Consider the following 13372-nt stretch of genomic DNA (forward strand, 5'->3'; position numbering starts at 1 on the left):
ACATAATTTCATACCGTTCCGACAATCTTTCAACGTAAAAATTGTTTGCGATCGCAGCTTGCCACTACAGGAGTACCGGATAACCGGTGTCGTCGGCCCAACAATCAGGAGGCCGATTGATTAAACGAATAGGGGGTAACGTCCCCCATTCCAATCATCGGATCAATCCGTTGTTCCTCGATGATCTGTTGGGTTAAATGATCCGGCAGATCCGGTTGCTGATCGTTAGCTGACACGGGATCTTGCTGATCAGAACCATCACCTGCACTCGCGGTCGGCTCGTCACCAGCGTTTGTCAGGGCTGCCGGCTTCTCACCAATTGCGGCAACCAGGCGTTCAACCAAACTGGTTTTACGGTTAACCGACACGCTGCGAACACACTGCTCAAAGGCCTGCTTCTCACCCAGCATAATTAAAAAATCACTTGCCCGGGTAACGGCGGTGTACAGCAAGTTACGCTGCAGCATTCGCGAATATTGACGAACAATCGGTAAAATGACCATCGGGAATTCACTCCCCTGAGCCTTATGAATCGACGTGCAGTATGCCAGGGTAAACTGGCTCCATTCGTTGCGCTCGTAAGTCACTTCATTCTCATCAAAATCAATCGTAATCTTAGTTGGCGTCTTCTCACCTTTAGGCGCTTCCATGGCCACGATAAGCCCCAAATCACCATTAAAAACGTTCTGTTCAGGATTATTGACCAACTGAAGAACCTTATCATGAATCCGATAGGTATGCTCGCGAATCGTCACCGACTGGCCAGTTTGTTTTGGCTGCCACACATCCTGCAAGACGTCGTTTAAGTGGTTAATCCCGGCCGTTCCCCGGTACATCGGGGCCAGAACCTGAACGTCCATCAACCCAAAGTCTTTGGCCCGGGCCTTTTTGGCAATCTGTTGGATCACGGAAGGCAATTGATTTTCGTTGCAGGCAATAAATGAGCGATCGGATTGGTTCTGATCAAAGTTATCAGACAACTTTCCCTGATGAATATCGTGAGCTAATTGGACAATCGACGAGCCCTTTTCCTGGCGATAAATATTATTCAGGTGCATCGCCGGTAACTGCTTGGATACCAGCAGATCGTGAAAGACCTGTCCCGGTCCAACCGAAGGCAGCTGGTCTTGGTCACCGACGAAAACAACCTGCATGTGGTTCGGAATTGCCCGAATTAATAATCGGAATAGGAAGGTATCGACCATTGACATTTCATCAATGATCAGCAAGCTGCCCTCAATATCCTTTGGTGACGTAAAATCACTGGATTCGGTACCGTTAAGGCCCAACAGCCGGTGAATCGTGCTGGCTGGAAGCCCAGTGGCGTCGGCCATGTGCTTGGCTGCCCGACCGGTTGGCGCCGCCATGACGATTGGAAACGGCTTGTCTTTATACTCATTAACATCCAATGAATATTCGTGAAGGCGGGCGTAAGTGTTCACGATCCCGTTAATGATGGTCGTTTTCCCGGTTCCCGGACCGCCAGTTAGAATAAATGCCGGTGATTGAATCGCGTGAATGATGGCTTCAACTTGGGAGTCATCATAGTTAATATCGAATTTGGCTTCAACCATGGCAATCTGCTTCTTGATTGCCTCGTCCGAAAATCCGGTATCGTCATCCTTATTTTTAATAATCCGGTTCAAATGATCGGCAATCTGGTTTTCTGCGTTATAGACATAACTGAGATAAATCCGATTTTCTTCCCCAACCACCTTATGATCCTTGGCCAACTCAACAAGCGCCTGGCCCAGTTGTTGGCCGGTCACCCGATTTTGGGTATTACTCTCCAATAACTGGGTGGCCGTGTTGATCAATTCACCAGTCGTGGTGTAAGTGTCACCATTTTCGAAGCAAAGTTCCTGAATCGCGTAGAGCAATCCAGCCCGCATTCGCTCAGTGGAATCGGCAGTGATTCCAAGCTTCAGCGCAATCGCATCCGCACGTTTAAAACTGATCCCGCGAATATCCTCAACCAGCTGGTATGGGTTCTCAGCAATAATCTTGAGCGAATCTTCGTGGTACTTTTGATAAATGTCGGAAGCAATCCGACTAGAAAAACCGTATGAATTTAGCCCCACGATGACCCGTTCAAGACTGTCATCCACGCTCAAATTATCTAGAATTGCGTCGCGCTGTTTTTGCGTAATCGGCACAGAATCAAGAACCCGACCATCCTCATTGATCTTTTGAATGGCGTCTTCACCCAGAATGCGAACGACCCGTTCAGCGGTTCGCTTGCCGATTCCCGGAAAACCATCCCCGGAGAGGTATTTAACAACCCCCTCCTTGGTCGTTGCAATCAGGGAAGTATAGTTACTGGCTTGAAATTGCTTACCATAACGCGGGTGATCGATCACTTTGCCAACAAAATGATAGCTATTTTCTTCAACAACGTCGCCAAAATCGCCGGTCACGACAATTTCACTTTCCGGCCAGTTTAGATTCGTATCGGTAATTTCTACCAGCAGCACCTTATAAAAGCTATCATGACTCGAAAAGAAAATTGCCTTAAGCCGGCCATCAACGTATGTCTTCTGATTTGTATTTTCTGGGGGTTCAAATAATCCCATCGATTGGTCCACAACCATTCTCCTTGTCACAATGTTAACCAAGTCAAATCAACGGTTACGAGTGATCTGACTGATCATCAGGTCCCTTCTTCTTGCGGTTGATCTGAACAAATTTTTCGATATCCTGCAATTTTTGCTGACCCTTTTGATAGAATGCCGGGTCAAACTGCTTGGCTTTTTTGAAATAGTCATCAAACGGCTCGCCGTTCACCATCGCCACCAAGCCGCGGTTAAAATTAGCCTTGCCATTCTGGGGCTCGGTTTTTAAGACTTGATCATAAAAATCGGCTGCTTGGGAAAAATTACCAAGGGCAAGTAAATTATCCCCAATCATTTGATTGACGGTTGGATCCTTTCGGTGGGTACTTTGAGCCGAAAGGGCAAACACCATCGCCCGCTTGTTGTCTCCCTTGGCCATGTAACTTTGCGCCAACATAATGTAAGCTTCGGCTTGGAGCTTCTCGTCATCAATCTGTTGAAACGTCTTAATGGCCTTATCGTATTCTTCGGCAGCATAATAGACGTTTCCCAACCCAAATTTTAGGGTGTCTTTAACAACCTTATCGGCCGCATCAAAAATGCCGAGTGCCTTCATCAACAGTTCCTCAGCCTGCTCATAATCCTTACCCTCGACCAGCAGGGTTGCCAGGTCATAATAATGATGGTAATTTTTCGGTTCCGCATCGATTTTTTGAACCAGGCCGTGAATGAGCTGGTTGGCCTTTTTTTCTTCGGCTTCCCGCTTCTTAGTATACTTACGTTGATTTTCCTGATTTTGCTTCTGCAATCGTTTAATTTTTTCTGAACGCTTCTCTGCCATATTTAATCACCTACACCAAATCAGTTTCATCTAATTGTTTGTTTAAATAGCTGGTATCATTCCACTTCACCAGTGAAAATGCCCGGCCGCCATCCTGACTATCCAGAATTGTGGTACTGGTATTTGCTAGCCCACCACGTTTTCGAAGGTCCGCAAGCTTAGCGCCCAATAAATAGTTAATCTCAGCATTTAGGGCTGCCCCATGGCTGACCACCATCACGTTATCTTCGGGGTTGTTGCGAACAATCACGTCAATGGCGGGGGTCATTCGCTTAATGACGTCAAGATAACTTTCCCCACCAATTGCGGTGGGATCGTAACGATCTGGATGATTGCGAAAATTTTCAAATTGGTCGGGGTATTGGTGTTTAACATCATCAAATTTCATGCCTTCCATCTTCCCAAGATGAAATTCCTCAAGTCGTGAAAACAATGAAATCTTTGGGTGGCCCTTTAGTTTACGGTCAATTCTTTCAGCGGTAATCCGCGCCCGTTTGATCGGGCTGGCATAGACGTGACTAAACGTAACCGTCTCAAAATGCTTTGAAAGAAGGGCCATTTCATTGTAGCTTTCAGAAAGCAGCGGCGAATCGCCACCAGCTCCCTGATAACGGCTCTCTAAATTCCACTCGGTTTTGCCATGCCGCACAAAGAATATTCGTGTCAAAAGTTCTTCCTCCCATTGTGTCTATCACTTACACATTATGACAGGAATTAGCCCGAATTTCAAAGGAATTCGAGCTGAAAGAAGCCTTGATTTCACCAACGGAAATCCCGCATTTATCGCAACACAATTTCGCCGATCCCAATTCAAAATGAACTCAAATTCAACTCATGGGGCCGGCTCAAATGTCATAATTTCACTCGCATGTAATATCTTCTTCCATTTCCACTGATTGCGTGGTAACCTAAAGCTAACTCGTTTTCTAATCAACTTCTCATTTAATTGAGAATCCCGATTCTAAAAATTGTATTAGGAGGATATTGTGATGTTACAAACACTACTATTCGCACTTATTCCAATTCTTGTCACGGTTGGCCTCGGCTACTTTGCCGCCTACCGAAACGACTTTACGGATCACGATAGTCAGGTATTCGTTAAATTAGTAATGGATTACGCTTTGCCATTTAGCGTATTCGCTGGGATTTGGTCAACGCCACGAACCATCATCATTGCCGACATCCCCTTGGCTGGTTGGTTGCTTGGCAGCATGCTTGTCTGTTACCTGGTTCTCCTAATCGCCTACCATTTTGGCTTTCGAATTCCGCTTGACCTTGCTGCGCTGCGGGCCATGTCGGTTGCCAATCCGTCGGTTCCCTTCATTGGCTCGGCCATCTTGCCGCTGTTATTCGGTAACCAGGTCAGCGCCATTACGATTGGCCTCAGCACAATTAGCATTAACATTCTCATTTTGCCGGCTGTGTATGCCGCGCTTGCTCAGGAAGGCGAAATTACCTCCCTGCGATCCCGACTCATTGATACCTTTAAGAAGCCGTTGGTCATCAGCGCCCTGGCCGGCTTCATCATTGCGTTGGCCGGATGGCAGATGCCCGCAGAGCTTGAAAATACGTTCATGGTGCTCGGCAAGGTTGCCGGCGGGCTTGGCCTGTTTTCAATCGGGATTGTGCTGTTCACCAGAAGAATTACGATGAACGTCCCGATTGGCCTGAGCGTTTTTGCCAAGACAATTGCCTTTCCATGCATCGTCTGGTTGGTCATGCTGCTATTTCACGCCCCAGCCAACATTATCAATATTGTCGTGTTAACCTTGTCAATTCCGACGGCGACCCTGCCAACATCCCTAGCCATCCAATTCAAAATTAACGAGTCGGAAATTGCGTCCATTCAATTTTGGACAACAATTTGTGCGTTTATCACAATGCCAATTTTCATGTTCTTGGTCAGCTAATAAGACCATTCATGCACTTCTGGTCTGAAATCAATTTACCATTAATGATGATCAACTCAAAAACACGTGCTGCGAGCAACTTGCCCGGGCACGTGTCTTTTTGTCCAAAATCGATTATTGAATGCTAAACGTACTGCAAAATCTTTGAGTTCTTGTAAGCAGCGTCAATGATTGCCGACCCCAAGCACTCGTCGCCATCGTAAAAGACGACTGCCTGACCTGGCGTGATCGCGCGAACCGGAGCATCAAAATCAACCCGGACGGACTTGCCATCAGCACTCAAATGAACGGTGACGCCGGTATCCTTCTGACGATAACGGAATTTAGCCGTGCAGTGAAAGTCCTGACCACGATCAAGATTGTTAACCCAGTGGATATCTGAAGCTTCCAAATAATCAGCGTAGAGTAACTCGTTATGGTATCCCTTACCAACGTACAGGATATTCTTCTTCAAATCCTTGCCGACAACGAACCAGGGCTGATTATCAACCCCGTCGCCACCAATTCCAAGCCCCCGCCGCTGACCGATTGTATAATACATTAAGCCATCGTGGGTGCCCTTAACCTCGCCGTCGACAGTCATCATTTTGCCAGGAGTTGCCGGCAAATAATGACCGAGGAAGTTCTTGAAGTTCTTCTCACCAATGAAACAGATTCCAACCGAATCCTTCTTGTCAGCGGTTGCCAAACCAGCTTTTCTGGCGATTTCCCGAACCTCGGGCTTTACCAGGTTGCCGATTGGAAACATCACCCGATCAATCTGATCAGCTGATAACTGGCTCAAAAAGTAGGTTTGATCTTTGTTGCCATCAACGGCACGCAATAGATGGTTATGACCATCCTCATCACGGGTCAGCTGAGCGTAATGGCCGGTTGCAATGTAATCCGCTCCCAATTCCAAAGCATAATCTAAGAACGCTTTGAATTTGATCTCCTTATTACAAATGACATCCGGATCCGGCGTTCGGCCCTTTTTGTACTCATCCAAGAAATACGTGAAAACCCGATCCCAATATTCCTTTTCAAAGTTAACTGAGTAGTACGGAATGCCGATTTTATTGGCGACTTTGGCAACATCTTTATAGTCTTCAGTTGCCGTACAGACGCCGTTCTCATCGGTATCATCCCAATTTTTCATGAAAACGCCAATCACATCGTAGCCCTGTTGTTTGAGCAGATAGGCGACAACCGAAGAGTCGACGCCGCCACTCATTCCAACAACAACCCGAGTTTGACTGTTGTCTTGCATAAAACCACCATCATTTCAATTAGATTCTGGAGAATCCACGAGTGAAGGTCGTAATTTCCAGTAAACTATATATTAACGCATTCAATCGCTAAATACCACTGATGGCCTGGAAAAACTTAATTAAAGTAAGCGGCAATCAATTTCTGGACCGCCTGGTTGTCGCCCGGTTTTCCAATTGACACCCGCAGCCAACCGGGCTTCAACCCGTTGCGCAGCAGATAGCCATTTTTCAACAGATAAGCGTGTAAGCCATCAGCATCCCCCGCCTTAAAGAAAACGAAGTTGGCGGCTGATTCGTAAAACGGTAGCTTTTGTTTGGTTAAAAAATGCTGCCATTTCACCCGCTCGGCGCTGACCGTTGCAACCACCCGCTTAACAAACTCCTGATCATTGAACGCGGCAGTGGCGGCAATTTCAGCAAAGGTGCTCAAATTGTATGGGAGCCGGGCAGCCTGCAGATAGCCCATTAACGGCTCACCGCAAACAGCGTAACCAACCCGAAAATTCGCCAGCCCATAGGCTTTAGAAAAGGTCCGCAAAACCACCAAGTTGGCAAACTGTTTGGTTAGTTCGATCATGCTTGCCTGTTTATCATCAACGAAGTCAATGTAGGCCTCATCAACAATGACGGTAACCGTTTCGGAAACGTCCGTCATGAATGACTGAACGGCGGCCGCGGGAATGAACGTCCCGGTTGGATTATTGGGATTGCAAATCCAGATCATTTTCGTCTTATTGGTAATTTCCTTCTTAATGGCTGCCAAATTGATTGTCCCGGCCGCGTCTAAATCAACCGGCCGAATTTTGGCCCCTTCAATTTGGGAATGTAACTGGTACTCCGAAAAGGTTAGTGCCGGGTCGATCACTTCATCTCCCGGTTCCAAAATAACCCGACAAAGTAATTCAATCACTTCATCCAACCCGTTGCCAAATAGCAAATTAGTTTCATCAATGTTGAACCGGGTAGCAATATTTCGCCTTAACGTTTCGACATTGCTATCCGGATAAAGGTTCGCGTCAGCAAAGTGCCACTTCTCAAGTGCTTTGGCAACTTCCGGGGATGTCCCAAAAGCGTTTTCGTTTGCCGAAAGCCGGACTAAAGATGCCAAACCATACTGCTTTTTCATATCAGCTAACGTCTGTTCCGGGACGTAGGGATCCAAGTGCGTAACGGTTTCTTTTACCATGAGTGACCTCCAATAAGAATTAAATTGCTTCAATTATATGGTGTTTCCTTCATTAATATAAGTTAGTTAATGGTTACCACTTTTTAATTTCTTGGCGGTCATGAATTTTGCTTTGGCGACCTTCGCGGCTGGCTAATTCTTCGCGAATTTGCTTGGGGGTAATGCCGCGCTCCGCCATTAAAACTTCCACGTGGTAGGCCAGATCAGCAACTTCCAAGATGAAGTCGGGATCTGAATCATTCTTCGCGGCAACCACCACTTCGGTGGCTTCCTCGCCAACTTTCTTCAAAATTTTATCCAGTCCACGGGTAAACAGGTAATCGGTATAGGATCCCTTTTCAGGATTTGCCTTTCGTTGCTCAATCAAATCATATAGTTCGGATAAATTCTGTTCTTCTGCCATTACGCTTTTTCCTCCTCTAATACTGTCCGGTAAAAACAACTCGTGTGCCCGGTGTGACAAGCTGGCCCAGCGGGAATCACCCGCATTAGCAGGGTATCCTCATCGCAATCAATGTCAATCGAGACAATCTGTTGGGTGTTGCCGCTAGTGGCGCCCTTGTGCCACAATTCTTGCCGACTACGGGACCAAAACCAGGTTTGGCGGGTTTTCAGGCTCCGCTGATAACTTTCTTCATTGACGTAGGCCATCATCAAAACGGCGTTGGTATTATTATCCACGACGATCGTTGGAACTAATCGATCGGGATACTTTGTAAAATCAGGTGTTAACGTACGATCACCCCATCTTTTTTCAATTCTTTCTTCACATCGCTAATTGTCAGTTCACCAAAGTGAAAGACTGAGGCGGCCAGGGCCCCGTCAACGTCGGCTTGCTGAAAAACTTCTGGAAAATCAGTGACCTTGCCGACCCCGCCGGACGCAATTACCGGCACCGAAACGGCCGCGGTCAATCGCTTATACAATTCGATATCATAACCACTCTTGGTACCGTCCTTGTCCATGCTGGTAACTAAGAGCTCGCCAGCGCCTTTGGCAACGCCAGTCTTGGCCCATTCAATGGCGTCCAAATTGGTTGGCGTTCGACCACCGTTTACATATACCTGATACGACTGAGTTTGTGGGTTAAATTTGGCATCGATTGCCAGAACGACACATTGACTGCCAAATTTTTCAGCGCCTTCCGAAATTAAATCCGGATTCTGCACCGCCGCAGAGTTAACCGCGGTTTTATCAGCCCCCGCTTTAAGCAGGGCCATCATATCAGCAACGCTATGAATCCCACCGCCAACCGTCAGGGGCATAAACACCTGACTGGCAACCTTCTCAATCGTATTGACAATTGCCTTTCGTTTTTCGTTTGTCGCGGTAATGTCAAGGAAAACCAGTTCGTCGGCGCCCTGCTTTTGATAGGCGGCCGCAATATCGGTGGGATCGCCAACATCCTTTAAATTCACAAAATTAACGCCCTTCTTGACCCGGCCGTGATCCACATCCAAGCACGGAATAATCCGTTTAGCTAACATTTTGGTTCACCTCCGCGAGGGTTTCAATCGGTAGATCGCCGGTTGCCATGGCACGGCCAACAATGGCAGCTTTAATCCCGGCCTCTGCCAGCCGTGACAAATCCGCAACGTTGCGAATGCCACCAGAAGCAATCACCGTTGTCTGGGGAAAACTCGTCTGCAGGTCGCTTAGCTGGTCGACGTTGGGGCCGGTCATCGTCCCGTCACGAGAAATATCGGTGGCGATAAAGGTGTTCACGCCAAATGCGACCATGGATGCCATTAGGTCCGCCATTTTAACGGCGCTCTGTTCCAGCCAGCCGGCAACGGCGACCATGCCGTCCTTGCCGTCAATGCCGACAACAATTTGGTCAGCGCCGAACTGCTTGATGGCTTCCTGAACCAGGTCGGGATCGTTTAACGCGGCCGATCCCAGAATCACCCGGGAAACGCCGGAAGTTAAGTAGGAATTGATTTGGGAGAGGGAGCGAATCCCGCCGCCGACTTCAACTGACAGGCTGGTTTGCTGACAGATATCCTGAATCACTGCCCGGTTAACTGGCCGACCGGATTTAGCCCCGTCCAAATCAACCAAATGCAGATTGGTCAACCCGGCCTTTTCAATGGCTAACGCCTGCTTAACGGGTGATTCACTGATAATCGTGGTTTTATTGAAATCGCCCTGGTACAGACGAACACTTTCCTGACTTTTAAGATCAATTGCGGGAATAATCTGCATTCGATACCATCTCCTTAAATTTTGTAAGCCCGGCAAGACCGACGTCACCGCTCTTTTCGGGATGAAACTGCATGCCGATCACGTTTTCTTGCCGGACGATACTCGGGATTTCAACGCCGTAATCAACACTGGCTAAAATCCGTTCGGGAGCGGTTTTCACGTAAAATGAGTGCACGAAGTAACTATATTGTTTGTCAAATACCTCAGCAATCGGATCGGCCTGCTTGAGGTTGTTTTGATCCCAGCCCATGTGAGGAACCTTCACGCCCAGATCACTTGGAATGGCAACCACCTCGCCGGAAATAAGCGACAGGCCCTTTGTATCACCAAACTCTAAACTCCGATCAAATAGCAGCTGCATCCCCAAGCAAATCCCCAGCATTGGCGTTCCCTGCTTGGCAACCTCACGCAGCACGTCGACTAAATTACGGTCTTCCAAGGCATCCATTGCTTTTTTAAAAGCCCCAACGCCGGGAAGAATCACCCCGTCGGCGGCCAGGATTTCGTCTCGATCCGCGCTCAGGCGATTTTCAACGCCCAAGAAGTCCAATGCCTTCTTCAAATTTCTGGTATTACCGGTATCATAATCAATGACAATAATCATCAGATAACCCCCTTAGTTGATGGAATCCCCTTAATCTCAGGATTGAGCGTGACCGCAGCTCGTAAGGCCCGGCCCAGCGCCTTAAACAGCGTTTCAATTTTGTGGTGGGTGTTACGCCCATAAAGCACGGCGGCGTGCAAGTTCATTTCTGCATTAAAGGCAAAGGCCTGAAAGAAGTCTTCCGTGACTTCAGTGTCGTAGCCGCCAAGGTGATCATTGGCAAATTCAGCGTCAAACACTAAGTATGACCTGCCGGATAAGTCAATCACAACTCGGCTTAAGGTTTCGTCCAGCGGGATTAAAGCTGATCCAAACCGTTCAATCCCCGCCTTATTGCCAAGCGCCTGCTTTAATGCAAGCCCTAAAGCAATGCCAACATCCTCGGTTGTGTGATGCGGATCGACTTCCAAATCCCCCTTGGCTTTGACAATCAACCCAAACCGGCCATGCTTGGCAAACGCCGTCAGCATGTGGTTAAAGAATCCAATTCCAGTATCGACATCAATTGTTGAATAATCATCGAGGTTCAGTGTCAGTTCAATTTGCGTTTCTTCCGTATTTCGTTTAATCGTTGCTGTTCGCATCATGATCGCTCCTTAACTAATTTTTTCTCAACGGCTGCTTGATCGGCCGTTTGTAAATGATCGATTAACGTCTTAATTTGGGGCTGGTATTGCCGCAGGGCTAACCGGTTGACGACCAGCTTCGTGTTAACCGGCTGTAATTTGGCATAAACCCGCAGGTTGTTTTCCCGTAATGTGTTGCCGGTCTCAACAATGTCGACGATCGCGTCAGCCAAACCAATCAGTGGCGATAATTCAACCGATCCCTCAATTTTAATAATCTCCACATCCTCACCAATGCCTTCAAAATAACGTTTGGTGATGTTTGGATACTTGGTAGCGATGATCTTTCGCCGCTGTTGCTGGGGGTTAAAATCAGCGGTCGACGCCAGAACAAACCGACACTGACCGACACTCAGATTCAGCATGGCGTACTGAGAATTTCCCTGTTCATCCAAAATGTCGCTGCCAACAATGCCCACCTGAACGGAGCCATTGTTCAGATACGTCAACACATCCGGGCCCTTCACCAAAATAAATTCATACCGGGGATCATCATTAAAGATGAGCTTGCGCCCCTTATTCCGAAGGCCTGAGCAATCAATTCCGCTGGCTTCCAGTAGCGGAAGAACCTGCTGTTCTGTCCGCCCCTTGGTTAGGGCAATTTTAATGGGTTCCATGAGCTTACCTGCTTTCTGTTAAATCGATCAAGTCACTATCGTTACTGTCTGCGAGCTGCTTAGCGGCTTGCTTTGTCTCTGCCAAACACAACGTTGCGTTCGGTACCTCTGCGAGCTTCTGTTCGGCAAGCTGCCACTGCTGGTCATCGAAGTAGATCAACGTTTGCTTCGGTTCAGGCGGCAGTGGGGTGCGTTCAACCAACGCGTCAACGTCAAACGCCAGGCCGACAGCGGACGCCTTAACTTTCTGAAAATTCGTCAGGAGGTTATCGTAGCGCCCGCCGCTGAACAAATAATCGGCCGACTTACCGGTAAATCCCCGAAATGCCATGCCGGTATAGTAACTTTGCGGCGACCGGACACTCAGATCCAAAGTCACCTGATCATCTGGAAACTGTTGATTAATAAATTGTTTGGTGGCAATCAAATCATCAATGATTTTTTTGAGTTCCGACGTCTTTGGCAGCGTCTGAACCACCGAAATCACCTTGTCGAAATCACCAAACAGCCACGGCCATTCAGCTAGGAACGGCGCAAATTCCGTTTCTTTTAGGGGTGACCAGAGGCTCTCGTAACGGCTTAAATCCTTGGCGAACAACGCTTGTTTAAGACTGTTACCGGTTGGCTCCGGTAAGTTCAACTGTCGAACCACCGTATCGACGAATTTCGCCTGACTGATTTCAACCGTCACGTCATTTAAATTCATTGCCCGACAACCGGCTAACGCCACTGCCAAACACTCCCAGTCAGCCTTGATGCCCTTGTACCCAATAATCTCAATTCCGGCTTGGGTCGTCTGGTTATAGCTGCCAGACAAGCGTTTCTTCACCCGAAATACGTCGCCGCTGTAATACCATTTAACCGGCAGATCGACGCCGGTGGTGCTCATGACACGGGCAACCGGGAGTGTCAGGTCGGGACGCAGGACTAGGGTTTCACCCTGCTCGTCCAAAAACTGGTACGGCCGATAGTTGTCGGTACTCAAAGGTTCAAATACGTCGGAGTATTCAACAACCGGGGTGGTCAATTTACGAAAGCCACGTTCCTTAAAGATTTTCAGCAGCTTCATTTGAATCTGTTCCTTGACTTCAGCCTGGGTGCCAAATTCATCGCGGGTGCCGTTAGGTAAATTTTTGTTTTTCATTTTGCCACTTCCTTGGATTATTATGATAAATTTTGCTCATTGATAAAGCGTTGATCATTTGCGTTAAGATCAGGATTTTCTGAAATAAAAAACGTCCTCGAAAACTGAATTTCAGTCTTCGAGGACGAATTTTAATCGCGGTTCCACCCCAATTTGCCACTACCTCACGATAGTGTGCCTTACGTTGCCAGCAGCTAGTCATCGACACTTGGCCAATAACAGCTGTGGTAACCCTGATAACGCTAAACTTGCGAATCGATCTACTTGGTTCAATCGGTTAGTTCATAGATGTGTGTTCACCGATCCAAACGACTCCTTCTCAGCCGCGGAGCTCTCTTTACATTTAAAACCGGCTACTTCTTCTAATCAAAACTTTATTTTATTAATAATCTTTAATTTATAAGAAATCCCTCAATTGTCAAATCAAGTGCAACACT

At 47.5% G+C, this 13372-nt stretch carries 14 protein-coding genes and 1 other annotated feature; of the genes, 1 reads left to right on the forward strand and 13 read right to left on the reverse strand.

Annotated features, from left to right (window positions below; genetic code table 11):
• Nucleotides 1–104: 104 nt before the first annotated feature.
• From recD2 to FD47_RS04835, 3 genes are read right to left on the reverse strand one after another with little or no spacing between them, the layout of a single operon-like run.
• Complete coding sequence (gene recD2, locus FD47_RS04825; protein WP_056980124.1) at nt 105–2591, reverse strand: SF1B family DNA helicase RecD2; 2487 nt, start codon at nt 2589–2591, stop codon at nt 105–107.
• A gap of 37 nt (nt 2592–2628) precedes the next feature.
• Nucleotides 2629–3393, reverse strand: a complete 765-nt coding sequence (locus FD47_RS04830; RefSeq protein WP_054733443.1) for a tetratricopeptide repeat protein — start codon at nt 3391–3393, stop codon at nt 2629–2631.
• Nucleotides 3394–3403: 10 nt separating this feature from the next.
• The gene (locus tag FD47_RS04835) at nt 3404–4060 is read right to left on the reverse strand and encodes a histidine phosphatase family protein (protein WP_040537502.1); all 657 of its coding nucleotides are present in this window, start codon (nt 4058–4060) and stop codon (nt 3404–3406) included.
• A 322-nt stretch (nt 4061–4382) separates the two neighbouring features.
• On the opposite strand from FD47_RS04835, the gene FD47_RS04840 reads away from it, so the two are divergent.
• On the forward strand, nt 4383–5303 hold the full coding sequence (locus FD47_RS04840) for an AEC family transporter (RefSeq protein WP_054733440.1): 921 nt from the start codon (nt 4383–4385) through the stop codon (nt 5301–5303).
• A 124-nt stretch (nt 5304–5427) separates the two neighbouring features.
• On the opposite strand, the gene mnmA is transcribed toward FD47_RS04840, so the two are convergent.
• The 10 genes from mnmA to FD47_RS04890 all read right to left on the reverse strand — a co-directional run bounded on the left by mnmA (nt 5428) and on the right by FD47_RS04890 (nt 12935).
• Nucleotides 5428–6552, reverse strand: coding sequence for a tRNA 2-thiouridine(34) synthase MnmA (gene mnmA / locus FD47_RS04845; protein ID WP_008210757.1), 1125 nt, complete (start codon nt 6550–6552; stop codon nt 5428–5430).
• Between the two features lie 116 nt (nt 6553–6668).
• Nucleotides 6669–7739, reverse strand: coding sequence for a histidinol-phosphate transaminase (hisC, locus tag FD47_RS04850; RefSeq protein ID WP_056980126.1), 1071 nt, complete (start codon nt 7737–7739; stop codon nt 6669–6671).
• A gap of 73 nt (nt 7740–7812) precedes the next feature.
• Nucleotides 7813–8142: a phosphoribosyl-ATP diphosphatase gene (gene hisE / locus FD47_RS04855; protein WP_008210759.1), complete on the reverse strand. Its 330-nt coding sequence runs from the start codon at nt 8140–8142 to the stop codon at nt 7813–7815.
• The gene (hisI, locus tag FD47_RS04860) at nt 8142–8498 is read right to left on the reverse strand and encodes a phosphoribosyl-AMP cyclohydrolase (RefSeq protein ID WP_082402592.1); all 357 of its coding nucleotides are present in this window, start codon (nt 8496–8498) and stop codon (nt 8142–8144) included. The genes hisE and hisI overlap by 1 nt, the downstream gene beginning before the upstream one ends.
• The gene (hisF, locus tag FD47_RS04865; protein ID WP_054733437.1) at nt 8468–9226 is read right to left on the reverse strand and encodes an imidazole glycerol phosphate synthase subunit HisF; all 759 of its coding nucleotides are present in this window, start codon (nt 9224–9226) and stop codon (nt 8468–8470) included. Before hisF ends, hisI begins: the two co-directional genes overlap by 31 nt.
• Nucleotides 9216–9944 (reverse strand): 1-(5-phosphoribosyl)-5-[(5-phosphoribosylamino)methylideneamino]imidazole-4-carboxamide isomerase, encoded by a 729-nt coding sequence (hisA, locus tag FD47_RS04870; protein ID WP_054733434.1) that lies wholly within the window; start codon nt 9942–9944, stop codon nt 9216–9218. The genes hisF and hisA overlap by 11 nt, the downstream gene beginning before the upstream one ends.
• Nucleotides 9922–10548, reverse strand: a complete 627-nt coding sequence (hisH, locus tag FD47_RS04875; RefSeq protein ID WP_054733432.1) for an imidazole glycerol phosphate synthase subunit HisH — start codon at nt 10546–10548, stop codon at nt 9922–9924. The genes hisA and hisH overlap by 23 nt, the downstream gene beginning before the upstream one ends.
• Nucleotides 10548–11132 (reverse strand): imidazoleglycerol-phosphate dehydratase HisB, encoded by a 585-nt coding sequence (gene hisB, locus FD47_RS04880; RefSeq protein ID WP_054733429.1) that lies wholly within the window; start codon nt 11130–11132, stop codon nt 10548–10550. The genes hisH and hisB overlap by 1 nt, the downstream gene beginning before the upstream one ends.
• A complete protein-coding gene (hisG, locus tag FD47_RS04885; protein WP_008210769.1) occupies nt 11132–11791 on the reverse strand; it encodes an ATP phosphoribosyltransferase in 660 nt (219 codons plus the stop codon). Before hisG ends, hisB begins: the two co-directional genes overlap by 1 nt.
• A gap of 4 nt (nt 11792–11795) precedes the next feature.
• Complete coding sequence (locus FD47_RS04890; RefSeq protein WP_054733425.1) at nt 11796–12935, reverse strand: ATP phosphoribosyltransferase regulatory subunit; 1140 nt, start codon at nt 12933–12935, stop codon at nt 11796–11798.
• Nucleotides 12936–13052: 117 nt separating this feature from the next.
• Nucleotides 13053–13314, reverse strand: a binding site (T-box leader).
• Nucleotides 13315–13372: the final 58 nt, after the last annotated feature.

Origin of the sequence: Lentilactobacillus parafarraginis DSM 18390 = JCM 14109 (genome assembly GCF_001435895.1) — a bacterium.
Lineage (GTDB): Bacteria > Bacillota > Bacilli > Lactobacillales > Lactobacillaceae > Lentilactobacillus > Lentilactobacillus parafarraginis.

What these genes read in the sequence shown, in the direction of transcription:
- recD2 (WP_056980124.1), bottom strand. Translation starts at nt 2,591, where the DNA reads ATGGTTGTGGACCAATCGATGGGATTATTTGAACCCCCAGAAAATACA.
- FD47_RS04830 (WP_054733443.1), bottom strand. Translation starts at nt 3,393, where the DNA reads ATGGCAGAGAAGCGTTCAGAAAAAATTAAACGATTGCAGAAGCAAAAT.
- FD47_RS04840 (WP_054733440.1), top strand. Translation starts at nt 4,383, where the DNA reads ATGTTACAAACACTACTATTCGCACTTATTCCAATTCTTGTCACGGTT.
- mnmA (WP_008210757.1), bottom strand. Translation starts at nt 6,552, where the DNA reads ATGCAAGACAACAGTCAAACTCGGGTTGTTGTTGGAATGAGTGGCGGC.
- hisC (WP_056980126.1), bottom strand. Translation starts at nt 7,739, where the DNA reads ATGGTAAAAGAAACCGTTACGCACTTGGATCCCTACGTCCCGGAACAG.
- hisE (WP_008210759.1), bottom strand. Translation starts at nt 8,142, where the DNA reads ATGGCAGAAGAACAGAATTTATCCGAACTATATGATTTGATTGAGCAA.
- hisF (WP_054733437.1), bottom strand. Translation starts at nt 9,226, where the DNA reads ATGTTAGCTAAACGGATTATTCCGTGCTTGGATGTGGATCACGGCCGG.
- hisA (WP_054733434.1), bottom strand. Translation starts at nt 9,944, where the DNA reads ATGCAGATTATTCCCGCAATTGATCTTAAAAGTCAGGAAAGTGTTCGT.
- hisH (WP_054733432.1), bottom strand. Translation starts at nt 10,548, where the DNA reads ATGATTATTGTCATTGATTATGATACCGGTAATACCAGAAATTTGAAG.
- hisB (WP_054733429.1), bottom strand. Translation starts at nt 11,132, where the DNA reads ATGCGAACAGCAACGATTAAACGAAATACGGAAGAAACGCAAATTGAA.
- hisG (WP_008210769.1), bottom strand. Translation starts at nt 11,791, where the DNA reads ATGGAACCCATTAAAATTGCCCTAACCAAGGGGCGGACAGAACAGCAG.
- FD47_RS04890 (WP_054733425.1), bottom strand. Translation starts at nt 12,935, where the DNA reads ATGAAAAACAAAAATTTACCTAACGGCACCCGCGATGAATTTGGCACC.